The organism is Thiothrix litoralis (assembly GCF_017901135.1).
Lineage (GTDB): Bacteria > Pseudomonadota > Gammaproteobacteria > Thiotrichales > Thiotrichaceae > Thiothrix > Thiothrix litoralis.
In genome coordinates, this window is the sequence record NZ_CP072801.1 from 1,146,353 (window position 1) to 1,172,974 (window position 26,622).

The window sequence follows — 26,622 nt, forward strand, 5'->3', positions numbered from 1 at the left end:
TTTTATACAGATAGTTTTTCCTCTATCGCCAGTATTGCCATCACCACCGGCTGCAATTGCCGTTTTTCTTCCTGAAACTCGCCGAGCATCGTCCGCAGGAAGTTCAAATGCTCGTTAATGAAGCGTAATTGCCGGGGCGCTACACCATAACTAATCGCTTGCACGTACTCCGCCACAACTTTTTGCACTTGCGTCACCTCATTCAGGCGTGAACCAACGATGTAATACAGCAGGCTGTATTCCGCCCGCGTAATCCCAGGACAGAAAGCACCCGTCCCTCTCACCACCTCGGCACATTGCCGTACCTGATCCAGCCAGTGCTTCAGTTCCTGCCGATCCAGTTGTTTCACATCCCCGCGCAGGTAGCGCACTACCTTGCACGTCAGCCAGTTGATCAGCGGATAAGCTGCAATGGCATGGGTTTCCTGCAAAGCAAACTCGTGCGCCCGCTTATAGGCCTTTTCCATTTCCAGCAAGGCACGGGCGCGGCCTTCCCCGCTCACCATCATCGCCTGCCGCTTCCAGAATTTGCCGACTTCCTCAAAGCGTTGCAGGCTATTCCCTAGACCATCCAGCAACTGGAGGGTTTTCAGGCTGCTTACCATCAAATCAGCCGGGGAAGCGGCTATGCGTGCAGCGGGTGCATCCACACTACCCTGCGACCAAGCCAGCGCCCACGCGGTTTGCAGGCTTACCTTGTCTTCCAGTAAAATCACCGGGTAATCAGCCTGTGGCGAATTCAGCGCTGCCTCATAAGCATCCAATGCAGGGGCGAACATCTCCAACTTGCCATAAGCCCGCCCCAATGCATATAGAATTTCCGCATGACCAAGCCATTCAGCAGGAACTGCCCGATGCAATTGCTGCAAGCGTTCCTGCAACCACGCCACATCACTAGCCTGCGCGGTGTCGGCAGCATTGATCAGGTTCTGTAATTCAGCCACCACTTCAACCTCGGCAACGAAACGCCAAGTATCCGCCGTCGCGTCTCCCCCGCTGCTGCTGGGTTGGCGGCTCAACAACTTGTAATCAGGGTCGCCGTAACACTGGTAAGCCCCCCAAGTGTTGCCATTCGGGAATTGTTGCCAGGTTTCGCGCCGCGCCATCAATACCGCCATGCCAAACGGGTAGCCTTGCAACAGTGCGTTGTAACACTGTTCCGCAAATACCTTGGCTGCATTATCATCAATTGCCCAACCTGCCGCTATGATAGCCCTCACACCCATACGGATTAATTCTTGCGCCAGACTCGCCGCCAATTTGCTGCGATCCTGGGTCAATGATGCCTGAATATCGGCTTCCATAAAATCCATTTGCGCCAAATGGCAACAGTTGATGAAGGCCAATTCCGGCACTTTGCGCATTTGCCCAATTTCCACCGGAGTAAGGAAAATGCCATCGCCCAACACCATGCCGCTGACTTCCAGATCGCTGTCCTTATCCGGTTTGTAGCGGTATACCCCGTGCCCCGCCAGATGCAGCACGCGGTAATCCGCGATATTCAGCGCCTTGAGGATGGATTGCGGGTCTGTGCCAATCTCGCGTCTCACTTGGGTAAAACCACCCGCTTCCAACAGTTTGGCAACGGTTTCGGCTTCATGCTTAGCGGCAGGCAGGCGCACAAACTCACCCCCCACGGGCGGGTCGCCAATCACCAGCGCGGAACGGTCAACCGGATTCACCACTCGCTGGCGATATTGCCCCACCTGCAACTGACGCAACAAGCCAAAACGTACTGCCAACGGTTGCGACTCGTGGTCAAGGCGGTTGTACAGCAACTCCCACGGGTACGCCGATGAAGCACTGTCCAGCACCATCACCAAATTTTCAGCATTCGGCGCTTGCTCTTTCATGGCCGCTGGCAACAGCAATTCAAACAAGATTTTGCCAATATCCGGGTCGTCGCTGCTGGAGCTGATCGCCTTGTCGATGAACTGGTCAACCAGTTTACGCTGGGTAGGCTGCAACACCATTTCTGCCCGCGCCTTATCGGTCAGGGCGGTATATTTCAGGCCGCTGTCACTGGCTTCCACCTGAAGACGCCGCCACCAACCGGGCGGATCGTTGTACATCACCCGGCGACGTTTACCCGGCAAGTATTGCATCAGGCTCTTCACGGTAAAATCCGTGCGGAATTCCGGTAGCAGCACAAAATCCTGCACCAGCCTTGCCGCCTCCACCGCACGGTCTTCATACAACTCGATGAATTCCACCACCTGTAAGCGCAAACGCAAACCGCGCTCACTCTTGTCCAGCGCTTGATTCGCCTGAGCAATCGCCCGCAAGATCGCGGTAATTGAATCTGCCAGCGTCACGCTGCCACCGCCTACCGTACCGATCAGCAAGGTCGCCACATGCACCGGCACGCTGTCACCATCCGTTGAAGTATTCCCGGCACTTTCCAGCGCTTCCTGGATTTTCAGGGAATAATCCATCATCGCCCGCGTAAAGCTCGCTGTCATCTCCCCCGGTGTCAACTTGCCGACTTCGCCCAAGCCCACAATCACCGCGCCCCCCGGCTTTCTGCCCGGATTCAGGAACACATGCGACGTACCCGATGACCCCGGATACAAACCCATGCGGTGCAACTCACTCATGCGCCCATCCAGCCGTTTGTCCAGCAAGGCTTCCGCACTGAGGATGGAATCCCCCTCATAATGCCCCACCACCACCGGGTGCGCCACTTGCTCCAGATTGCCATGCACCACGCGTACTTCCACGGACGGGCGTACCTCCTCCTGCGTCATGCGGGTGTGATAACCCAGCGCCGCTGCCAGCAATTCAGCTTCATCCGGGAATAATTCGCTACGAATCTCAGGCAACCACTGATCCCCCGCCTTGCCAATCGCTGGCGGTTTCTGCTCCAACTGACGCGATACGCCATCATCCAGCAAGTATTGCAAGGTCTGGAAATACTCGCTGTGGCTCGCCATGCGCCCGTGTTCCACCGGCATGAACCAGGTCGGCACAGACTCAGGCAGGCTGCCCCACAAGCTCACCCCGTCACCCTCCCCGCTGGCATGGAAACGCCACCCGCCATCATCCTGAACCTGCACATCATCCGGCGTCAGTGCTGAACGCCCGTACAGGTAAATCAGCCGCTGGGCATCCAGTTCCAGCGCCCGCCATTGCTCACGCACCTGAAGCGCCCCCGCCAGCAAACCACGCCCCGGCCATTCCGCAAAAGCATCACCCAATAGCGCTTGCCAACGCGCTTCCTGCAAATACGCCGCAGGCAATAACTCCAGCACACCGGGGTAACGCGCAAATTGTTGCGCCAGCCGTTGGTTTTCGCCCTCATCCATACTGCCGTCAAGCAGGTTTAGCAAACGCACCAAACGGTGTTTCCCCAACAGGATTTGCACCGCCGCATACGTGCCCTGCAACGGCGTGCCCAACATCACCACGCGGCAATCGGCTTCCTCACGCAAACGTCGCCACACAGCGGGTGCTTCACTCATCATCGCCAGCGCCACCAAGCCGCCGCTCGAATGTGCCAGCAGGCGGATCACTAGCTTGTTGCCCGCCGCTTTCGCCGCATCCAGCTCCTGTTCCAGCGCATCCCCCAGACGGCGGCCTGTTTCCGCGTAAGAGCGCCGCCAGTCGTAGTCAAATTCCACCAGCTTGTGGCTATCGTCCAGCATATCCAGTAAGGGGCGGTACAGTGTTTCCAATACGCCAACGGCTTGTATTCCCGCACTATCCATGCCCAACCGGGAAAAATCGCCCCAACCCAGTGCCGACATATTCAGCCATACCGGGTTATCCCCCGCCTGCAAGGTTGACCCCATAAAACCGGGCAGGAAATACACTGTGCTGCTTTTAGCCTTCTCCTGCCCACGGCTGGAACGCGCCGCCGGACGTACTACAGGCGCTTCCGGCAGCAACGGGCGCAAGCGCAAATCGGTATCCGGGTGCGTCAATGCACTGATCAGGCGTTCGCGCACATCACCCTTGCGGAAATAACCAAAATGGCTGCTATCATCGCTTTGATCCAGATAAAAACGCATTCCCTGCAACCGCCGCGCCCCACCGTACATCCCGGCGGTATTCATCACAAAGTCGTTTTCTTCGCCGAAAAAACGCTGCATCACCCACGCATTGAAACTGCCCAGCAGGTTGGATGCCTTCATATCCCCGGCAATCACGGTAAGGTCAGAATCCAGTTGCACATCCGGGCGATTCAACAAACGGATCAGGGGTGAACCGGGCATCATGGCCTCGATCCCCGGCAATGCTGCGGGAGCGGTGCGCTGGCGGGCAGTCGCCATCAGTACCATACGCACAAATTCCGCCAGATTCTGGTAGCGGGGCGCAGGGATTAGATTCAAGACATTGAACACCAGCGACAAGTTATCTTCCAAGCCTGCCGCCGCCAGCACCGTGCCACGCCCAGGGCAGGCGACCCGCACAAAACGTTCCACCCGGATTTGCTTATCCTTGAGCAAGATTTCGATTTCCTGCAAACCTTCCCGATCGCTGCGGCGAGCGTCGCTGGCAAACATCTGGCGTTCAGCCGGGGTGAAAATGTCATCGCTATCCAGAAACTGCTCGGCGGAATCGCGGGTTTTGCGTTTCAGCACCCCTTGGCACAGCAATTCCCCGACCAGACCACCGCGTGAATGGCTGATCACATGCAAACGGGTATGCGGCGGCAACAAACGCAACACTTGCAGCGCATTTTGCACCGGGCTAACTGCGAGGGTGTGGTGTTCCAGCGTGAACACTTGCTGGCAATAAGGGGCAAACAAACGCTGTAACCACGCAGGCGCGTTGTAGCCTTGGCGCGATTCCCAGAGTTCGCCGAAACTGCCATCCGTGTTAGAAAACGTACCGTGCAGGAACAGCAGCACCGGCTTGGTGGTGTCGATGTCCGCCGCTTGGGTGATCCGTTGCAAATCGAGCTTGCCGGGGTTGGCGCAACGGTATATGCCCGGCTGGGCAATCTTGCGGGTTTCCAGCTTGGTCATCAGGGCGGTCAATGTCTGCGTAGCGTCGCCTACTGGGTCGACTTGCAGCAGTCGCAGGTATTTCAGCACCAGACCGACCGTGTTGCGCTGTTTGCCTACGTCAAAACTTGTGGGAGTCAGCGGGGCTTGTGCCTGTAAATCCCCCGCCCGCACCCAGCGTTTGAAACCGCCCTCGAATTCGAGTTCTACCAGCGTTGCATCCGCCACATCCTTGAGTTCGAGCGTTGCGCCCGTGCTGCGCACGGCTTCCAGCGTCACCTCCCGCTGGCAGGTGATTGTCAGAATGTCGGCGTAAGCATTGCTGGTTTTGTATGACAAGTCTTGCCCGGTTAACTTGCCACTGATCGTGATGGAATCCATGCGTCCCCCGCATTATTTTTCGGCGTGCTTAATGTTTAGTACAAAAAGGGGGGGTTGTACAATAGAAACCGCCATGCGGGGATGACCTCGATAGTGCCCGCTTTAAGCACCATTTGCTCTTCTTCCTGGCGTGTCACGATGATTCCCGTTGGCAGATTCAACTCCATCATCGCCTCCTCCAACGCGGCTATTTCACGTTTGCGGGTTGTCGGGTTAACCAACGTCTCGCACACCTGAACCAATAAACGGGGACGGTCTTGCCACTGCGCGATGAAATCTACCTCTCGACCACCCTTAGTTTTGTAGTAGAAAATATCCGGTGTGACTCGCCGCAGCGCGGTAAACACCAGATTTTCAAGCAAATGACCGGTATTGACCAAAATCCCCGATGAAACCGATGTCACCATCGCATGGTCTATGCAGTAAATTTTTTTAGGGTTGGCATTAGCACGGCTAAGGGATGCATCGAACAGTCGCACAGTAAACAAGAAATAGGCATCTTCAAACCATGCCAGATAATCAGCCACCGAAGAGTGAGGTACTTTATGCCCCAGCGATTTCAAATACCCCGTCAATTTGTTCAGGGAATACAAAGATGCCGTGTTATCAACCAACCAATGTGCTAAATCCGTCAGTGCCTTGGGGTGAGAAATATCATGGCGTTCCACCAGATCACGAAACAACACCGCGTGAAAATAGTCCTGATGGATTTTTACCCGCAAATGCCGTTCCAAACTCGCCACTTCGGGGAAACCGCCAGCCTCCCAATATTGCTCGAAAGCATTCTGCACGAACAAACGCTGCTTGGTGGAAAGCACCCCATCCCCACCGTCCAACCCTAGATAATCCAGATATTCACGGAAAGAGAATGGGAACACCTCCCACGATAGCGCCCTGCCCCGCATTTGGGTGGCGATTTCCTTGGAAAGCATCCTTGCTGAAGATCCAGTGATGTACACCTCGCAATTCTCGGTACGCATCAGCCGATCCACAAACGGCTCCCAACCATCAATCGCCTGAATTTCGTCGAAAAAGCAGTATACCTTTTCACTGTTTTTCTTGTCGGGGTAGAGTGAGTAATACGCATCAAGAATCACCCCCAAGCCACTTTGCTGAAGCCCGTGCAAACGGTCATCGAAGAAGTTCAGGTACAGAATATTCTGCCGTATTACGCCTTTCCCCAGCAGCCCCTGCATAAGCTGAAACAGAAAGGTAGATTTACCGCTACGGCGCACACCGATACAGACAGTGGCCTTGCCGTGGAGAGGCGTAACATCCAAATGGCGCGGAATACCTGAAAAAACTTCAATCTCTTGAAAATCCAATATTATTTCTTGGAGAATCTTAATCATAGTGCGTCACTCCCGACAAAAATCCATCATAATCTTTACAGTCATTTATAATAATGGATGATTTAATCGAAAAGTGTTGATTTTTTTTAGCACTTTGCGTGATTTTAAGAAAATGTAGCTTCTCCTTAATCACTCATAACCCCTCATGGGGATTCGTAACGCGTTCGCGGTGTTGCGCCTCTTCCTGTTTCATCAGCTCATAACCCCTCATGGGGACTCGTAACATCCGCAACGCTGGAAAAGCCGCGCAATACGCCGCTCTCATAACCCCTCATGGGGATTCGTAACCACGGATGGATGGCTGAGTTCCAATCCGCACACGTTCTCATAACCCCTCATGGGGATTCGTAACTCAGCATCTTTTCGGCATCAGCCCGAGCTGTTAACTCTCATAACCCCTCATGGGGATTCGTAACAGTGCCTAGCGGGACTGCCACTTATGACAAATTCGGCTCATAACCCCTCATGGGGATTCGTAACGCAAATGGCAGCGGCAGGGCACGATTACGGCTACTGCTCATAACCCCTCATGGGGATTCGTAACCTTTCAGGGTCACTACAACCCCTTTTCCTTTTATCACTCATAACCCCTCATGGGGATTCGTAACCCATGCCTGAGCCTGCACCAACTCCGACGGAATATCCTCATAACCCCTCATGGGGATTCGTAACTCCTGTATGCATTGCCGCAGTCCCAGAATTGGTTAACTCATAACCCCTCATGGGGATTCGTAACCCTGTTGCTTGCGTCTACGCTTGTTTTTGGCGGCATCTCATAACCCCTCATGGGGATTCGTAACACAACGCGCCGATCTTGTCCGCCAAACCGCTGCACTCTCATAACCCCTCATGGGGATTCGTAACACTTTTTTAACTGGCTAACTGACGAGGCATATTCAGCTCATAACCCCTCATGGGGATTCGTAACTCAGGCATGGGCGTTGCTCAAAACCTCTACGGCATGCTCATAACCCCTCATGGGGATTCGTAACCCCCCACAGTTGCGGCGGTGATGATTGCCCATGCTCCTCATAACCCCTCATGGGGATTCGTAACTCATCGCCGTATTCGCGGCAATATTCGCGTATTTCTTCTCATAACCCCTCATGGGGATTCGTAACCTAAATTCTTCTTTTCAATTCCAAGCCTTACTGGAACTCATAACCCCTCATGGGGATTCGTAACTGCCGTCGGAACAGATGAACCGCGAATAGCTGCCACCTCATAACCCCTCATGGGGATTCGTAACTTCTGCCCGCGCCTAAAAAAATTGGGGCATCAACGCCTCATAACCCCTCATGGGGATTCGTAACGCTGACATTGGCAAATACGGTGCTCAACAATCTATTCTCATAACCCCTCATGGGGATTCGTAACTGTGCTGCACACCCCAATCATCAGCCCATCACTTGCCCTCATAACCCCTCATGGGGATTCGTAACAAGGATTCGCCCCCGACCTCGACCCGACAACTCCTCTCATAACCCCTCATGGGGATTCGTAACTAGTACCAGCGATAAAGTAGTGTACCCCGTCTGCAACTCATAACCCCTCATGGGGATTCGTAACCAGTTGGTCACCAGTGCCAAGCCCCACCTTCACCGTCTCATAACCCCTCATGGGGATTCGTAACTCTGTGGCGGTGGGGGCGACACGACGGGTGGCGATGCTCATAACCCCTCATGGGGATTCGTAACTTGTTGACCAAGCCATGGACGAAAGTGAGGTTTACCTCATAACCCCTCATGGGGATTCGTAACTCTTGAACGAATGGCGGAAAAACAACCCTATTAAGTCTCATAACCCCTCATGGGGATTCGTAACCTTTATCTGCTGCTACCTTGCTGCGCTCGTTCTCAACTCATAACCCCTCATGGGGATTCGTAACCTTTTGTCACGACATAGTTGACGTAATCCGATTCTTCTCATAACCCCTCATGGGGATTCGTAACGGGGTGGGTGCTGGTAGCCACGGCTGCAAAATGCACCTCATAACCCCTCATGGGGATTCGTAACTAAATCTGGTAGTACCGTCTACATCAAGCTTAAATGTCTCATAACCCCTCATGGGGATTCGTAACCTGCTTTGTCCGCGCTACAAGTAAGTGCTGTGCAGCCCTCATAACCCCTCATGGGGATTCGTAACGTAAAAACGTGACGGTGCGCCTTGTCGGGGTCGACTCTCATAACCCCTCATGGGGATTCGTAACGCGCCTTGCTGACGCCCTAGTGTTAGCAACCCGTACATCTCATAACCCCTCATGGGGATTCGTAACAAAACCAGCGCTTGATATTAATGCCAATGCTGCGAGCTCATAACCCCTCATGGGGATTCGTAACGAACTTGCCAGCATGTTTGGACTCGATCAATCTCACTCATAACCCCTCATGGGGATTCGTAACCGACCGTTTGCGCTCATATGATTTTTTTGTTGACATCTCATAACCCCTCATGGGGATTCGTAACAAGCAAAACCAATTCGACGCGGGCGAAGTAGCACACTCATAACCCCTCATGGGGATTCGTAACAAATCACGGATTTGGCGAAAAACAGTCAACAACATGCTCATAACCCCTCATGGGGATTCGTAACCAAGCCGAGGATGTTATCTACCACCAGAAATTCACTCTCATAACCCCTCATGGGGATTCGTAACGTCGTAACCCTGTCCAGCCGCTACGCCCATCAATCCCTCATAACCCCTCATGGGGATTCGTAACTGATGGGCAGGAATCAGAAGCGACACTTGCCGAACTCTCATAACCCCTCATGGGGATTCGTAACCAGGCTGTTGGTGAGCGTATCCCGTTTGCTGGTACTCTCATAACCCCTCATGGGGATTCGTAACTATACTTACGTCATCGCGCTCAGAGTTTGCAAACGCTCTCATAACCCCTCATGGGGATTCGTAACAATGTGAGCGTTGGCTGCTGCGCTTGCCAGCACATCCTCATAACCCCTCATGGGGATTCGTAACAATGGATGTTTTCCAGATAAAACAGGCGGTCACGCACTCATAACCCCTCATGGGGATTCGTAACTATCGGCAACTATACGCAAATCCTGAAAAAGACAGCCTCATAACCCCTCATGGGGATTCGTAACGGATTTTTGTAAGCGAGTCAGTCGCGTCGTACTCACCTCATAACCCCTCATGGGGATTCGTAACACTCACGGTCACTTGACGGCTGGAACTATCATGGAGCTCATAACCCCTCATGGGGATTCGTAACTTTAGTCCTGTTGGTTATTTAATTCAATGTTTGCAAGCTCATAACCCCTCATGGGGATTCGTAACCGATATAGACGAATGCGACCGCCTTGCTGATGCGCTCTCATAACCCCTCATGGGGATTCGTAACAAACGTCACGATTTCGGCTTTACCGGCCTCAGCTTTCTCATAACCCCTCATGGGGATTCGTAACGAGCTGGATATTAAAGCCTATGAGGCCGAAACCGCACCTCATAACCCCTCATGGGGATTCGTAACCCTTGTTCGATCAGATTCCCGTCCTTGTCGTGCTCATCTCATAACCCCTCATGGGGATTCGTAACGCCAGCCTGATTAATGACTGCCTGCTACAGAAAAACCTCATAACCCCTCATGGGGATTCGTAACATGTCAATTACTCCTTAATTAACTCCCGACTAAGTTCTCATAACCCCTCATGGGGATTCGTAACGATTTTGTGGCTATGGGTAACGGTTGCACTTGTTGCTCATAACCCCTCATGGGGATTCGTAACAAAACTAGCGAGAAAAGAAGAATTAACACACAGCAACTCATAACCCCTCATGGGGATTCGTAACCCACTTTTCCGGCGGCGGACTGATGTCAGCAAGCACCTCATAACCCCTCATGGGGATTCGTAACCTGATATAACAACTGACAACGTATCTGTGCCCGACTCTCATAACCCCTCATGGGGATTCGTAACGATTCATAGCCCTCAACGTAAGCGGCCCTCTCTGCAACTCATAACCCCTCATGGGGATTCGTAACGCGGACAAAGCGGCTGAACGGCTGTATGCGCGTTATCTCATAACCCCTCATGGGGATTCGTAACGCCACGTACTGCCACGCGGGTCTTCTGAGAATCCGTCTCATAACCCCTCATGGGGATTCGTAACCATTCTTTCCGCTCCAACGGGGCAAGGATGATAGACACTCATAACCCCTCATGGGGATTCGTAACTCTAAAAGCCTATCTTCAATACTGATCTCAGCGTCTCTCATAACCCCTCATGGGGATTCGTAACTCTGTATGCGTTTGATGGCAGCCACCCGCGCTCTATTCTCATAACCCCTCATGGGGATTCGTAACATTGATGAAATGGGCGCGGAAGGATTGCCCGGCGCTCTCATAACCCCTCATGGGGATTCGTAACGCGCAAAATGCCATGATGTTTGTCCATCTCCCATTATCTCATAACCCCTCATGGGGATTCGTAACGCTCGATGCCATGCGCCGTATCATTGGCAATGTCGTCTCATAACCCCTCATGGGGATTCGTAACGATACGTTCACGCGCCCGCTCAACAATGCCTTGCAGCTCATAACCCCTCATGGGGATTCGTAACCTTTGCCCGGAATCCACGCTGACCCGGCGTCATGCCCTCATAACCCCTCATGGGGATTCGTAACGCCCGATTTCAAGCCAATTTTGGGTATGACCGCTTGAATCAGACAGTGTAAACATAGCATGAAAGAGTGATAGATATTCATCAAAGGTAGGGAATTTTTACTTCAGTGGCGGGCGAAGTTGCCTACAAAACCGAGAAATCACGGCGATGGTCATCAACGGGTGTCTGTTTCAGCTCACCCTTGCCAGAGTCACTTTTAGACAGATGATTGACCTCGACATTCTGGCGGTTGGCAGCACTGATTTGTGTTACCCGATCACCGGGGATCATAAGCTTGCCCAGCTCACGCCGCAATTTAATCGCCTGCGCATCAGTAATGTCGCCAGTAAACACCGAATACTGGTCATGATTCAGATAGCGACGTAGCAGCTTCTTGAATTTGTCGGTGCGTTTGGCTTCGACATCGTAAGTCATCAGCATAAACATTCATACCCTCCGTTTGAACGCTTCATATTCCCCGGCTCCCAGCACTTCGCGTTCCAGCCCTAGTGCCTCACGGTAAATCCAATTGCGGAAACTGCGCCCCTGATACTGTTCTTCCAGCCGCAAGGAGAATTGTTCCGCCACATGCCGCCGCCCAGTTTCCGACAGCAAACAAACGTTGTCATGCTGCTCAAACCAACTTTCATCCAACATCCGCCGTTGCACCATGCGGAAAATCAGCATATCCGTCAGCACCGGCTTAAAAGGCTCCGCCAGATCCAAACTCAATGACGCACGCCCATAACCGGGGGAATGCAACACACTGAACGTTTCCTCCAGATGCGTCTTGCTGATTTCATGCCGCACCACGGTATAAACCAGTTGGTTCAAGAACGACAACAAGCAATTGATCGGGTTATTCGGCGGACGCCGTACCCGCTTACCAAAATCCAGTTCCGCATGAATAGCAGGCCAAGCAGCGTAATAGTATTGATGCAACTGCCCCTCAATCCCCATCAAAGTGTTGGTATCCACCGCCCGTGCAATAGTCGCCAACAGCTTCTGCATATCGAACACCGGCTGTTTCATCGCCTCATTACCGCGATACTGGTAATAACGCAAGTTCGCCAACATATTGTGAGCTGCACCCCGTACAACCTCCCGTGCCACACTCATGCGTCGCACATCATCCAGCAGTAATTCGGCCTGTTTGAGCTTCACCTTACCCGCCGGATTGTGATCGTAAGGCTCAAATGCCCCCTTGAAATAGCCGTAGTAATCAAACACCGACAGGCGTACCCCGTGTTTGCCACACAAGCCCAACAGGCGCGAATTAAGACGGCTTTCCGACAGCAATACCACATGCGACAACTTTTCAATCGGCAATGAGCGCACTTGATCGCCCATTTTGATTTGCAGCGTGTTTTCGTGCTGCCTGAGCTGCGCTTCGCGTGAAATGAACAACGTTTCCATCATATCCTCAATCAAAACCACAGAAGGCAGCCAGTGAACAGGTCTCACACAAGCTGATTTTTTTGGCGACTGGAACCGCTTCCAGCTCGCCCAACTGCTCCAATCGTCCCGAAGCATCCCAGAGTTTCTGCAAACGAGCCGCATCCAGCACCACTTCACGGCGGCGGCGTGAACTCAGCACATGCGTGTAAGCCCGCCACTGTTTGCCGGTACTGATCGACAACATCAGGGCATAAAACGCCGTTTGGTTGCTGGAAGCCTCCACTGCGCCCCCCGTCCCCTTGTTTTCGTACACAATGCACTCGTCCCACTCAATCCGGTCAGGAGCCAGCCCAAACAGACCGCGCACCGAGTGATCACGTTGATAACTGGTATCATGCAACGCACTACCCGTCTGTACCCGTGAATACCATTGGGCAAAATTCACCTTGTGCATGTACATCCAGGCGCGGCGCTCGCACAACTCCACATGCTGAAAATGCAGGCCATGCAGGTTGAGGCGTTCGACCCGCTCCAGAAAGGCTTGGGCATGTTCCCAAAAGAAAGCTTCGGGCATGGCAGCACCTCACAGCACCAAACTGGTGGTTGAAGCGGAAAGATCGGTATCGTTACCTGGTATAAGCCCCGTCAAGCTAACCAGCAACTCGGCGGCTTTCATGGCTTCTGGGTAATCATCCCACGCGGCTTCGGCATCCATATCCCGCTTGTTCTGCAAATGCTTGACCCATTCCCGTAACAAACCAGCACTGGCTTCCAGCTCTCCGGTGCGTTTGGTATGCGGGAAATACACCATCAGACGACGACTGGCACGGTTTTTCTCATCCAACAGGTAATGTTCAAGGTCAGCCTGTAGCTGGAAAGACAGCTCATCATTGGCATCGTACTGTCCTGTGATTCGGGTCATGATGTCAGTTTCTCGCTCCAGCCAAACACGATCCACTAGCAAACGCCGACCATCTGCTTCAATGACCTTGACCCGTAGCCCGATATTCCTCAGGTTGAGTGCTTGGGCAAATAACTGTTCATGCCATTGGGTAGCGGACTCCCGGTAATAATCATCGGTTTCCAGCGCGGAATACTGTTTCAGCAGGGCATAGATGTGTTTACTGCTGGCGGGCTGGTGCTGCAACAGGTGTGCGCGGCGGTGTCTATGGCTGCTTTTGTGCCCTAGCAATACCTGCCAGTACAAGCCGCTGGTATACACAGCCTGTTGCGGCAATGAACCGAAATACAGTGTTTCGCCTGTTTCACCCTTGAATTGTTGCTGGGCTTCTCGACTGAGCACTTCAGTCAGTTCACGGATGGCAACCTGCTGGCTCTGGTGTGCGCTGATCCAGCTACCCAATTCCCGCAACCACGGATGGCGATCTTCCAAAGCAGCATCGGTACGCACCACCACGGTTCCATCTTCTCCACGCCGTGCAGCCCGCCCGTAGCGTTGCAGGAAATTCATCGGCGCAAACCCTGGCTCCATCAACATGACATTGGCAGCACGGAAAGTTACCCCCATTTCCACACTGGCAGTAGCAATCAGGACATTGAAATCGTCGGGGTTCTGCCGCCGCCCGGTATGGAAGCCGTAACCTGACTGGCTGTTGTCCCCGCTATCGTCAATGCTGTTGATAACCAGCACGTTATCTGCGGCGATACCTGCACCTTTCAGCGACCGCAGCAAAGCAGGCATGTCACGTTTCAAGGCAGCAAGGGCGTTGTAGATCAGCACTACCTGCCGGTTCTGTGCAACTTCTGCCTTGACCAGTGCTAGATTTTGCTCCAACACCGCAGGCATACCCGGTAAGGATTCCAATACAAGTCGGACATCCCCATGCAATGCCCGTCCGGTGTCGGTGATGACTTCATGCAATTCAGCAATCTGGGTTTCAGGCACACCCAATGTCACCAATGTCGGCTTAACATCCAATGGGGTAGCAGATAGCAGGCTGACTTTAGCACCTCCGTAACCCGTCGTTCCCCCATCGGTTGGCACACTGGCAAGTTTGGCAAACAGTGCAGCCAGCCCAAAACCACGCGCTTCAATAGTGTGGAATTCGTCAAACACAATGTGGTCAAAATCATCCAGCACATCGAATACGCTCGTACCTGCTTGCCCCTTGTCCAGCCTATAACGTTGTAAAAGCTGGCTGACCACTTCAGGAACCGCAATAATCATTTCCCCACCGGAACGGGTAGCATCCAATGCCTGCATCTGCCTGATCCGATAACCACGGATATTGGCGATACCTTGCTCACGTAATACGGCTGTTTGGTCGGAACTCCAGACCTGCACCTTCTTTTCTGCCACTTCCTTTTGCCATTTGGCATTCACCACCAAATCGTCAATCAGGCTGGCGGCAATGTTTTGTGCCAACCGGCGGGTCGGCACGATAAACAGGATGCGCTGATCCTGTAATAAGGCTTTCTGGAAAGCGTAGGTTTTGCCTGCCCCGGTTGGGGCATCCACAATCCGCACCCGTTTAGGCTCATGCAGCAAGGCATGTTGCAGTGGTGACAAACCATTCTCGCGTTGTGCCACACAATGGCGGGTGACGGTCAGTTCCATTGTTGCACCTCATGCAAGGCATCCTTGGCGGGCATCCGCTGAGTCAGTTGCAACCCGTAAAGCAAGTAACGCTCAACAGACAGTTCACGTCCAAATAAGGCCGCCGTAGCCGCATTCAACCGCACCTGTTCAACTTTCACAGGCCGTAGGCGTAACATCCCATTACGGTGTAGGCCGATACGGATAACCAGTTCATCCTGCCCACTGTAAGCAAATGGATCAAAACCAAATAATGCGCCCGTAAAGATCACACCCGGTGGTACTTCCTGCGTAGTGAAAAAATCCTTGAGATTGCCTTTTTTCACCACATCCTGAATCCGGCGCTTATAGCCCGCCTCTTCGGTCAGATTTAGCCGCCTGACTACCGGGGACAACAGGCGCGGATGATCTGTTGTCAACACGGAAGCCCGCCACGGCATGGCATCCAGATCACGGCGGTAATCCTTTTTGGGTAAGCAGACACTGGAGCGCATCATGCCCAATGTTGCCGCCAGCCCAAACATCAGCGCATGGTCACTGACCAGTTCGGGCAGGGTTGCCGTGCCACCCTGTACCATCAGGGAGTGGTAAGCAAACGGCGTCAGGGTTTCTGCCTGAATGCCGGTGATGATGGCTTTCATGGCAAGCTCCTATTGAAACCACTGGTCAAACAGCCCTGCTACTTTGGGTTGTGCCTGCTTGTATTGCTGCTCCAGTTCGCTACCACTTTGGTTGAACGCTGCAATCAGGTCAGCCTGCCATGCGGCAACCTCATCCCCCTGAATAGCAAGGTCATGGGCAGCTTGCAGCAACTCATGCAGGCGGGCTTTGGCTGCAAGCACGTCGCTACCATCCCTACCTTGTAAACCACGCAACAGTTCGTAAGGTGAAGTAATCGCCTGTTCAAACTTGCCTCCATACAAACCCACCACATGGGTACGAATATTGATGCCAGTCACGGAAGTCTGCCCGCCATAGCTACCCGCCATGCCCACACTCAACAGCAGGTGTTTTAAACCGATTTCAGGCAGTACCTGCCCACGGGTGCTGAGCACCTGTACCATCAAGGTTCCCGGTTTGATGAAATGGCGGGTAAACAGATTGTCGCTGTTCTTTTTGCTTTCGGCATCAAACAACGTACCGTCTTCCATTGCCCGATTGTGGAAAGTTTCATCCACGCACTTATCCTTCGGTAACAGGCTAAGTGCATCGGAATAGTTGACGGCTGCACGTACCGGCAAAACCCGGTTGTCGTAGTTCGCAGAATCCCCAAATACCAGCGTATTCAGGTCGAACGCATCCGAAGGGTTTTGGCCTTTATACAAAACAGTCTTGTTTTGTGGCAAACGCCCCCCTACACCTAATGCCCGCAGGATTTGCAAACCACGGTTACGCTCAATGTATTTGAATTTGTTGGGTACGGCACGAACATACAAATCGTCCAGCCATTCAATATCGGTGATTTCCTGCTCGGCATTGCGGAAGACTACCGGGGCAACCGCTTCGCGAATCAGCACCAAACTGACAGACCCCAGATTTTTCAGTTTGGGGTGGATATAGCTTTTCTTGTCATCAATTGGGCTTTCAGTCGTCAGGCCATCAATGCTTGCCAAATAAGGGGCGAGTGCTTTCATAACAATTCTCCTTGTGCCGGTTCGAGGGTGGCAGTGTCTTCAATCGATTGGTTGGTTTCGTTAGCGGTGGTGTTACGGAATGCTTGCAAAAAAGCCATACGGTAAACACTACCCAGCAAACGGCGGGTTTTCTGGGCAGGGGGTTTGCCGTGCAGCACGCCTAGCCAGACTTCATGGACAAATTGGCTGGCGAAATCCATACAGGCGGCTTCCAGCGATTGCTCATCACGGTGTTTTCTGGCGGCAGCCTCATCTTTACGTACCAGATTGGTTTCCAATTCACCCGCAACCCCGTGAATCAGTGAGGCAGGATCAGTCTGCCCGGCACTGCGTAAGGCCAGAGCACTATCGAGACAAATCTTGAATACCCGCATTTCTACATTGGTGGACACCTGCCCTGTTGGTCGACGCTGGATACGGGTAGCGGCCTGCCCCAGCCGCACTAATGCCCCATCGGAATCTGACATAGCTTGTTGCTCCTCTAATTGGTGAAACTCTTTGAAAAGACGCGCAGCCAATTGCTTCATGGCTCCGATTTTTTGGTTGTTAGTGCGCTTTAACTCATCATGCGCATGACACCACGCCAAGCAGATGGCACTAAAGCGGGTACGCTGGAAGGCATAAAGGTTGAGTACGTCGTAACCCAGATTTGGGGTATCAACCAGTATTTGCGCCATGTTCAAATTAGCGATGGCATCCGGGATTTGCTCCAAGCGCAATGCCTGATAGCCGATCAAAGCCTTCAAAACGGGCGGCATGGCATCAAAGTAGAAAAAAGCTTTTTGGGGTGTCGGTAAGCCACGGAATACATGAATCGGGCGACCAATGCGTAAGCAGGCAGACAACAGCAAACGCAGCATATTGATCTGATCTTCCGTTTTTTCCGGGATGCGTTCCAGCCGCGCCATACGGTAACGATGCATGTAAGCTTCCAACCCTTTGTAATAAGCCTTGCCCGGTTCGACCTTCTGGCGGCTCAGGTCATACACAGACAATGCTGAAAACATCTGGTCATTGTTCATGATCAAAGCACCAAACAAACCTGTAGTCACAGGGGAGGACAACAAACTCGGAACACCGGAAGGCTTGCCTCCCTGAATGCTATAAACATCACTTCTGAGTTTGTGTTCCGCAAGAGAAACATGCCCAATCGGCACTTGCCCATTCGCGGGGGCAGTAATGGAATCGGGTTTGCCATCACGCCCACTAAAAGCGGAGACTTTGACTTCGTACAAACCAAGATTACTGGCTATCAAAGTACTAGCTGGTTCATCCGTAAACAAACAACGGCCTGCAATTGCTTCATCGTGGGGATAGGCACGTTGTTTTCCCAGTAGCTGCCCAAAATGCCGTTCTACTGCTTGTTGGACAGCGACACCTTCGCCTTCAAAGAATTGGCTAAAACCAACCGTTTCCTCTGCTCCCTCCAACCATTGTTGCAACAGGCCATTCTCACCCCAAACACGCGGACTTAACTCCTTATTGCTACTGCTAACTGCCACCAGCCACAAACTCAATAACACCCGGCGGGATTGATCATCACCGATATCCAGAAGCCAGTCCGGCAATGGGATACCAATAACCGCCAATAGCTGCCGTTCACGCTCGGCATAATCCGGCAGGCCATTTTTCTTGCTGACAGGTAACTTCAGGTTAATAAGCAAGGCAAGATGAGCAGCCTTCAGCAAAGGCTGTTGCGCCGACGACTCCAAAATATCGGGATCAGGATAAGGTGTACTGGTTTGACCACTTAACTTAGGCCAACGAGGTGCAAGGCCAATGGACTTCAGGCAATCATCCATTGGCTGTTTGATGTGTTCAATCAAACTATTGCTGATGCGAAACAGTTGCCCAATGGTACGGCGTGGTTCTTTTTCCAGAAATTCTTGCAGTCCCAGATGGTCAGGCTTGCCATTCAACAACTCGGGCAAACCACGGTTGGAAATGCTGATTTCGAGCTTGAAAGGCAAATGACTTACCAAGCGTTTCAGCCCATCAGCCTTGATCTTAGCGGCTTGTTCTCTCGGTAACAGCATGAACAAACGCCCATCCTGATGCACTTCCAACAACGGCGGAATTCCGGCAATGCGCTGACAGGCGAAGGATAAACGGCGTTGCAGTTCATCCAGTAAAAACGGGTGATGTGGGTCAAACACATCCACCGTTTCCCACTGCGCTAGTAACGCTGAATTAAAACTTTGCTCTTGCTGCAAGCGCTTGATAATGGCTTCCAGACCACCGTGCGCCCCATGTTCCTGCCATAAACCATCCAACTTATCCGCCAGCTTGACGTAACGTTCAACCGCATGTTTGTAGGCACGCGGCGGCGCAATAACCGCTGGATGACGGTAACGCTGGGAGTCTTCCGCCTGTTCAATCAGGAAACGCATTTGGTCGCTGGAAAGTTCAACACCTTCACTAGCAAGAAAGTCGGTAATACCATAACGCTTCACCGCTTCATCCACATGAACCAATGTCAGTTCCGCATCCCGTAGTAGTTGTAACATCTTGTCGAGATCGTGCAGGAATGCAATCGCAGCCAGTACCGTCAGGCGTTGGCGTAATTCGCCGTCATCCATGTCCGGGTTTTCCAGCAACCAGTCCAGTGCTGCCAGCAGCAATGCACCACGTACCACTGAAAGCAAATGATCCAACAGCGTAACATTTTGGTTTTTTAGGTAGCGTTCGCGCTTACCTGCATCATCATCCCAGCCACCTTTGCCGCTGATACTCATCAGGTAAATAACACGCGGGTCTATGGATTTGCCTGACTGGATGTTTTTCTTTAACTCTTCACCTAAATGACCACCCGCCCGTTCCTTCAATACATGCTTTTCCAACACATTTTGCATAAAGCGGCTGTAAATCTCGCCAGCCACAGCATTGGCACGCTTCATTCCTGTGTTCATCGCCCAATCCCCTCTTCCAACAACCCCAGACAGCCAAATCCACTGCGGGTCTTTTCCCCAATTCCGGCATACCACGCCAACCGCAAGTCTTCCTCACTGCCTTGCAATAACACGGGCGCTTGCATCCCGATGACAAAGCTTTTGCGCCCATCCTGAAAGATTTTCAGGTTGACCAGCACCGAATGTTTGGGGTTAGCACGCAAATACAGGGAATCAGGGTGAAGTTCCAGTTTGACTTCCCGACCTGCCATAAAAGACAGTTTGCGATTGATGATCTCGCTTAAACGTAGTTCCGGTGCATCCAGCTTTTGATGCCAGTGTTTGTTTTTACCGGGGTGCGTTTCGTCCCTGAGAACCAACGGGGAATAAAAAATACAACCCAATTGAGTCTGTTGTGGCAGGATGGGGTCAGGTTCGATATGCACACTAGCCGCCGAGAAATTGACAGATTCCGCGTCCCAACGCCGTTTGACAATGTGTTCCGGTTTGATACGCGACAATACCCGTGCCAGTTCAGCGTTGGGAGTAGAAACAATCAAGCCATGGGCAAAACCGTTATGACCACGATGCCAGCCGAGCACCGCAAAATTCCATGGCTTGGCCTGGTAGCCGATGATGTCCGAACTGTTTGCACCTGCTTCAACCAGTGCATTAACTAACGCATCATGGATAAGATCCTGATGGGAATAAACCTGTAGGGGTGAGACCTTGGGAAGTTGTATACGAAGTCGTAACATTGCTTTGTCCTGCCGCTGTAATTTGTGCAAAATAGTATCTACCTATAAAATTAACTATGCAAATCCATACATGTTATGAATCGTGACACATCCAGACGTTTTGCTTACATTGAGACTTGTCTATACTGGGGAGTCGGTATCACTGCTCGACAGTTAGGGGAAACCTTTGAAATTGCACGTCCAAATGCGCAAGCCAGCATCACTGCTTACCGGGAGTTGCACCCGAACAATCTGTGTTACAACGCTTCACTAAAACGCCACGAAGCCAGTAATACGTTTGCAGCACATTACATCAGTGATAAACCAGAGATTTATTTGAATTATTTACGGGGTAACTATTTAACCAGTAAATTTTGGAAGGACGAGGACTGGAGTGAATTACCTATCCATGACGTAGACACCTTGTTCCGTCCCCATCTGCAAAGCGACATCACGCAAACGGTGGTCAGTGCTATTCAGACCCAACAAGCTCTGCACTTGTATTATCACGCCAAGGCACAAACTCATGACCTGACCGTTGCCCCCAATCAACTGGTGTATGCCAGTCGCCGTTACCATATACGCGCTTACAGTTACGATGCTAACAAATACATCGACCTAGTGTTGTCACGTATTCTGGAAGCTGATATTTCTACAGAAGACTGGGTTTCATCTGATGAAGACAAGGAATGGAATACGTATATCGATTTAAACTTCAAGCCTAATCCCGAATTACCGGAACAGCTCAGAAACACCTTATTGCTCGATTTTCGTTTGAAAGGAAATCTTTACACCATCACGGTACGCAAAGCCTTGCAAGCATACGTGCTGCGCGAAATGGAACGGATAGATTGGCAGCATAAAATTCCACTTTGGTTATATGTCCCCGCTCAAGAACGTTATGAGACATTATTCCAAAATCTCGCACTTGTCCCTAGTCAACAAATCATGTGAAAAATCAATGGGAATGCGCTACAACCTATGATCATCATTTTCACCAAGGGAACCGGAACAACTCATGGCAGAGTACAGCTACCACGCTCTCAAAGGCAAGAGCAAAACCTTTCGCGCCATGACGGGCATTGATTTGGGTGAATTCACCCAACTGTTGCCCCATTTTCAACGGGCATACACGGTGCAGTTGATTGTTGATGGTCATGATAGTGAAACGAAGCGAGGTCGCCCCGGAAACCTGACAACGATCGAAGATAAGTTGTTCTTTATTCTATATTATTTGAAGACTTACCCCCTGCAAGAAGTGTTGGGCTACTCCTTCAATATGTCCCAAGGGTTAGCCAATCGGTGGATACATCGCCTGTGTCCCATTTTACAGTCAAGCTTAAAAAGCATGGGACATTCCCCCGCCAGACTTCCCGAAGAGGTCTTGGAACGCCTAACGCATGAAATGCCGCAAGCGCTTGGCTTGGATGCGACCGAGCGCCGTATCCAACGCCCAATTGACGTTGGGGTTCAGGAGGAATACTACAGTGGGAAAAAAAATTCCATTCGGTGAAGAACAACGTAATAGCAGGCTTAGAAGATCGTGAAATCAAATACTTGGGCGAAACTCGACGCGGCAAAGATCATGACAAACGTATCGCGGATGAGGAAGGCGTGAAAGTACCGGAAGGGTATGAGATTTACCGGGATTTGGGCTATCTTGGGCATAATTCGGGTGACGGGGCAGTTGTCCACCAACCTAAGAAAAAGCCACGGGGTAAACCCTTGAGTGATCAGGATAAAGCGCATAACCGCGCCATTTCCAGCATTCGGGTGGTCATTGAACATGTGAACAGCGGTATCAAACGGTGTCGGTGCGTCAAGGATATTTTCCGCAACTACGTGGAAGACTTTGATGATTTAGTGATGGAAATCGCTTGTGGCTTGCACAATTTACGCACTGCCATACGAATCAAAAACTACTGAATTCATTTAACCATCAATCAGTTGAGATTTTTGAATAATGTCTATTGATGTCTCCCCGCAGCAGCGGTGATCCTGCCCGGCACAGCCGACGTTCGTCTGGAAATCATCAGCTAACAAACCGGGGTGAATAGCAAAACACCCCGGCAAGGTATACAGTAATCAACATAATAAAGATTATTACCGGAGCACAAGCCCATGAAAACGCCTTTCCCGCAGGTGTTACAGTTGCCGTCAGCACGCAGCTTTAGCGCCCTACCCGTTATCCTCGTAGTGCTCGGCATTATTGCGTGGTCATCGTGGTATACCGTCCCCAGTGATTCTGTCGCCATCCTGCAACGCTTTGGCAAACTTCACGCGGAAGTCCCGCCCGGCCTGCATTTCAAGATTCCGTTGGGGGTGGATGTTGCTACCATCCTGCCCGTCAAGCGCCAGTTGAAACAGGAATTCGGCTTTTATACCGAAGGTGCCAGCAACCCCGACCAGTATTCTGATACCCCAAGAGACGAATCCCCGATGGTCACCGGCGACCTGAATGTCGGGCTGGTCGAATGGGTGGTGCAATACCGCATATCCGAACCCACTCACTACCTGTTTGCGGTGCGCGAACCCGGCGCAACCCTGCGCGACGTGTCCGAATCGGTGATGCGTGAAGTGGTCGGCGACCGCACCGTCGATGAAGTGCTCACCATTGGGCGGCAGGAAATCGAAGTCGAAGCCCTGCTCAAGATGCAAAAACTCGCCACCCTCTACACCATGGGCATCAGCATTGACCAAGTACAACTGAAAAACATCAACCCACCCGCCCCGGTGCAGGAATCCTTCAACGAGGTCAACCAAGCGCAACAGGAAAAGGAAAAACTCATCAACGAAGCCCGCCGCGACTACAACAAGGTCGTGCCCTTGGCAGAAGGTGAAAAAGACCAGCGCATCCGCGAAGCCGAAGGCTACCGCCTCAAACGCATCAATGAAGCCGAAGGGGATGTTTCACGCTTCAATGCCGTATTTACCGAATACCAAAAAGCCCCCGCCATTACCCAGCAACGCTTGTATCTGGAAACCATGCAGGACATTTTGCCCGGCGTCGAAAATAAGGTAGTGGTCGATGAAGGCATGAAAAACCTGCTGCCCCTGCTCAACCTTAACCAAAAACAAACAACCCCAGCGGAGGCGCAACCATGAACCGCTTACTCATTATTGTTGCCGGGCTATTGGCCTTTGTGCTGTTCAATGCCTTTTATACCGTGGGTGAAGCCCAGCAAGTCATCCTCACCCAGTTTGGCAAGCCGGTGGGCGAACCCGTCACCGATGCCGGGCTAAAAATGAAAGTGCCCTTCATTCAGGACATTAACCGCATCGACAAACGCATCCTCGAATGGGATGGCAGCCCTTCCGATATGCCCACCAAGGACAAGCTCTACATCTCGGTAGACCTGTTTGCCCGCTGGCGCATTGTCGACCCGCTGGCGTATTTCCTGCGTTTGCGTGACGAACGCAGCGCCCTGTCACGGTTGGATGACATCCTCGGCAGCGAAACCCGCAACGCCGTCGCCAAACACGAGCTGATTGAAATCGTGCGCACCACCAAAGGCCGTGTGCCACTCAAAGACGTGGTGCTGACCGAAAGCGACGTGGCGAATGCCAACCCTTCCGTGGGCGCATCCATAGGCGAACTTGTCCCCATCAGCAAAGGGCGGATCGTGGTAGAGCAGGAAATTTTCAAAGCCGCCGCCGAAAAGGTAAAAGTCTTCGGGGTGGAATTGCTCGACATCCGCTTCAAACGCATCAATTACAACGCCAGCGTCGAACCCAAAATCTACGAACGCATGATCAGCGAACGCCGCCAGATTGCCGAACGTTTCCGCTCCGAAGGTAACGGAGAAGCCGCACGGATTCGTGGCAATATGACCCGCGACCTGGATCGTATCCAGTCCGAAGCCTATCGCAAAGTGGAAGAAATCCGGGGCGAAGGCGATGCCAAAGCCGCTGAAATCTACGCCAATGCTTACAACCAAAACCCGGCAGCCGCCAAGTTTTACGCCTTCACCCGCACGCTGGATGCTTACAAGTCCATCATGACGCCGGATACCAGTTTGATATTGTCCACCGATAGCGATATCTTCAAACTGCTTAAAGACATGGGTTCCATGCCGAATGCGGTGCAAAATGCTGCGCCCCCGCCCTCAGCGTTTCCCCAGTAACAAAGCCTCTTCAATCGGCACGAAGCGGGTCGCCGCATTGATCAGGGAATTAGCCGTCAAACGCGGCACACCATACACTTCGGTTTCCACGCCGTAGCGTTGGTATGCCCGCAGCAGCAACTGGTCGAAATCACCATCGCCGGACGCCAGCACGATAATATCCGTGCTGGCGGCGGCTTCGATCACATCCAGCGTAATGCCCACATCCCAGTCACCTTTGGCAGAACCGTCACTGCGCTGGATATAGGGTTTGAGTTTCACCTCAAAGCCAATCGCCCGCAGGATATTCTGGAACTGCATCTGCTTTTCATCGCCGCGCCCAATGGCATAGGCACACGCCTGCACCACTTCTCGCCCGGCAGTTGCCTGCGCCCAAAAACGGTTGTAATCGAAACTGCGCCCGTAGGCGTCGCGGGTGGTGTAGTAGATGTTTTGCACATCCACAAACAGGCTAACTTTTTTCACGGCATTCCTTGGAAAGGGGGTATAAGATTATTTGACTGCAAGCATCATAACCATACGAGGGCACGCCATTATGCAGGACATCACTCCCAACCCCAACCGGCGGTGCTTTTTGCTGGACTCATTGGCAATGGCTGCCAGCATTCCGGCCTTTTATTACCCGATCGCAGCATTTGCCGACGCTAGCATCCCGGTTTCCAGCGGCAACGTGCGTTTCTTGCAACGCCATGACGCGGACTACGCCAAACACCGCCAGATTTTCAACAAACGCATTACCAACATGCCCAAGTTCATTGCGGTGTGTGCCAATGAAAAAGGCGTGCAAGAAGCAGTGGCCTTCGCCCAAACCAACAAACTGCCGATAGCGGTCAAAAGCGGCGGGCATAGCTTTGAAGGTTTTTCCACCAATGACGGCGGCTTGATGCTGGATTTGTCAGGCATGAACAAGCCCACCTACAACAAAACCAGCAAACGCCTAACCATCCAACCCGGTGCAAAATTGGGTGGCGTGTACGAATACCTCAACCAATACGGGCGGCTGATTCCGGCGGGGTCGTGTGCGGGCGTGGGAGTGGCGGGGTTAACTTTGGGCGGTGGCTACGGCTTTTTTGCCCGTCAACGGGGGCTGACCTGCGACAGTTTGCAACGGGTGCGCATGGTCGATGGTCAAGGCAAGGTACACGATTCCAAGGACAATGCCGAGTTGCTGTGGGCGTGCAAAGGCGGCGGCAATGGTAATTTCGGCATTATTACCGAGCTGGAATTTAAAACCCACCCTGCCCCGGCATCGTTCAGCAGTTACCGCTACAAGTACAAAAACCTGACACCAAGTAGCGCAACCCAACTGGCGGAACGCTGGTTTGAACTGACCAAGACCTTGCCCAACAGCGCTTACTCAGCCTGGGTATTGAATGGCACACATTTAACCATCTTGCTGACCGACACCAGTGCAGCACCTTCCGCTGCCTTGAAAACCATTCTCGCCAAACTGAAGCCGGGTGCAACCGAAATCATGACACCGCGCAAGGATGCGTTCCTGCGCGGTATCCAGCGTTACAGGGGCGGCACTGAGCCGATGTATTTCAAAAATGTGTCGGCGGGTTATTACAGCGGTTTCAGTGACCTGAAGGCAATGTTGCCGGAGATTTGCAAGAAAATGGCGGCTGCCAAGGTCAACACCATCCTGCAAATCAACACGCTGGGCGGGGCTATCAACGACCCAATGCTGGAAACAAGCGCTGCCTACCCCCACCGCCGGTTCGGCTATCTGGGCGAGCTTCAAACCTATTACGACAAAGCCAGCCAAACCAATACGGTGGAACAGACCGTGCGGGAGATTCAGGGAGTGCTGACCACAGGCGGCATCAAGGCGCATTACCGCAATTACCCTGATGCCGAATTATCTGATTGGGAAACGGCCTATTACGGCAAAAACTACCCGCGTTTGCAGGCACTCAAGCGCCAGTTTGACCCGCACAACCTGATCCGCCACCCGCAAAGCGTTAAGTTGTAA

Annotated in this window: 17 protein-coding genes and 1 CRISPR repeat array; of the genes, 6 read left to right on the top strand and 11 right to left on the bottom strand. The window is 52.3% G+C overall.

Going from position 1 to position 26,622, the window contains the following annotated elements:
* Positions 1–2 precede the first annotated feature (2 nt).
* From J9253_RS05475 to J9253_RS05520, 10 genes are all read right to left on the bottom strand, one after another.
* Positions 3–5,330, bottom strand: coding sequence for a DUF7379 domain-containing protein (locus J9253_RS05475; protein ID WP_210223657.1), 5,328 nt, complete (start codon positions 5,328–5,330; stop codon positions 3–5).
* Positions 5,331–5,365: 35 nt separating this feature from the next.
* On the bottom strand, positions 5,366–6,682 hold the full coding sequence (locus tag J9253_RS05480) for an ATP-binding protein (RefSeq protein WP_210223658.1): 1,317 nt from the start codon (positions 6,680–6,682) through the stop codon (positions 5,366–5,368).
* A 132-nt stretch (positions 6,683–6,814) separates the two neighbouring features.
* A CRISPR array of direct repeats spans positions 6,815–11,331; the repeat unit is 28 nt; unit sequence CTCATAACCCCTCATGGGGATTCGTAAC.
* A gap of 122 nt (positions 11,332–11,453) precedes the next feature.
* Entirely contained in the window at positions 11,454–11,756 is a 303-nt protein-coding gene (cas2, locus tag J9253_RS05485; RefSeq protein ID WP_228291514.1) for a CRISPR-associated endonuclease Cas2, read from the bottom strand.
* Positions 11,757–12,728: a CRISPR-associated endonuclease Cas1 gene (gene cas1 / locus J9253_RS05490; RefSeq protein ID WP_228291515.1), complete on the bottom strand. Its 972-nt coding sequence runs from the start codon at positions 12,726–12,728 to the stop codon at positions 11,757–11,759.
* Positions 12,729–12,732: 4 nt separating this feature from the next.
* Complete coding sequence (locus tag J9253_RS05495) at positions 12,733–13,281, bottom strand: Dna2/Cas4 domain-containing protein (RefSeq protein WP_210223659.1); 549 nt, start codon at positions 13,279–13,281, stop codon at positions 12,733–12,735.
* A 9-nt stretch (positions 13,282–13,290) separates the two neighbouring features.
* Positions 13,291–15,285: a DEAD/DEAH box helicase gene (locus tag J9253_RS05500; RefSeq protein WP_210223660.1), complete on the bottom strand. Its 1,995-nt coding sequence runs from the start codon at positions 15,283–15,285 to the stop codon at positions 13,291–13,293.
* A complete protein-coding gene (locus J9253_RS05505) occupies positions 15,276–15,905 on the bottom strand; it encodes a hypothetical protein (protein WP_210223661.1) in 630 nt (209 codons plus the stop codon). Before J9253_RS05505 ends, J9253_RS05500 begins: the two co-directional genes overlap by 10 nt.
* A gap of 9 nt (positions 15,906–15,914) precedes the next feature.
* Positions 15,915–16,898, bottom strand: a complete 984-nt coding sequence (cas7d, locus tag J9253_RS05510) for a type I-D CRISPR-associated protein Cas7/Csc2 (protein WP_210223662.1) — start codon at positions 16,896–16,898, stop codon at positions 15,915–15,917.
* Complete coding sequence (locus tag J9253_RS05515) at positions 16,895–19,807, bottom strand: hypothetical protein (RefSeq protein ID WP_210223663.1); 2,913 nt, start codon at positions 19,805–19,807, stop codon at positions 16,895–16,897. Before J9253_RS05515 ends, cas7d begins: the two co-directional genes overlap by 4 nt.
* Positions 19,804–20,544, bottom strand: a complete 741-nt coding sequence (locus tag J9253_RS05520) for a CRISPR-associated endoribonuclease Cas6 (protein WP_210223664.1) — start codon at positions 20,542–20,544, stop codon at positions 19,804–19,806. Before J9253_RS05520 ends, J9253_RS05515 begins: the two co-directional genes overlap by 4 nt.
* 75 nt (positions 20,545–20,619) lie before the next feature.
* Between J9253_RS05520 and J9253_RS05525 the strand changes: the two genes are divergently transcribed.
* The 5 genes from J9253_RS05525 (at position 20,620) to hflC (ending at position 24,647) form a co-directional block, all read left to right on the top strand.
* The gene (locus J9253_RS05525) at positions 20,620–21,477 is read left to right on the top strand and encodes a WYL domain-containing protein (RefSeq protein ID WP_210223665.1); all 858 of its coding nucleotides are present in this window, start codon (positions 20,620–20,622) and stop codon (positions 21,475–21,477) included.
* Positions 21,478–21,541: 64 nt separating this feature from the next.
* Positions 21,542–22,036, top strand: coding sequence for a helix-turn-helix domain-containing protein (locus J9253_RS05530; RefSeq protein WP_210223666.1), 495 nt, complete (start codon positions 21,542–21,544; stop codon positions 22,034–22,036).
* Complete coding sequence (locus J9253_RS05535) at positions 22,033–22,449, top strand: transposase family protein (protein ID WP_210223667.1); 417 nt, start codon at positions 22,033–22,035, stop codon at positions 22,447–22,449. Before J9253_RS05530 ends, J9253_RS05535 begins: the two co-directional genes overlap by 4 nt.
* A 195-nt stretch (positions 22,450–22,644) precedes the next feature.
* Complete coding sequence (gene hflK / locus J9253_RS05540) at positions 22,645–23,628, top strand: FtsH protease activity modulator HflK (protein WP_210223668.1); 984 nt, start codon at positions 22,645–22,647, stop codon at positions 23,626–23,628.
* Positions 23,625–24,647 (top strand): protease modulator HflC, encoded by a 1,023-nt coding sequence (gene hflC, locus J9253_RS05545; RefSeq protein ID WP_210223669.1) that lies wholly within the window; start codon positions 23,625–23,627, stop codon positions 24,645–24,647. The genes hflK and hflC overlap by 4 nt, the downstream gene beginning before the upstream one ends.
* Here hflC and J9253_RS05550 read toward each other — a convergent pair.
* Positions 24,630–25,112: a LabA-like NYN domain-containing protein gene (locus J9253_RS05550; RefSeq protein WP_028489882.1), complete on the bottom strand. Its 483-nt coding sequence runs from the start codon at positions 25,110–25,112 to the stop codon at positions 24,630–24,632. The genes hflC and J9253_RS05550 overlap by 18 nt on opposite strands.
* Before the next feature lie 70 nt (positions 25,113–25,182).
* On the opposite strand from J9253_RS05550, the gene J9253_RS05555 reads away from it, so the two are divergent.
* A complete protein-coding gene (locus tag J9253_RS05555; protein ID WP_210223670.1) occupies positions 25,183–26,622 on the top strand; it encodes an FAD-binding oxidoreductase in 1,440 nt (479 codons plus the stop codon).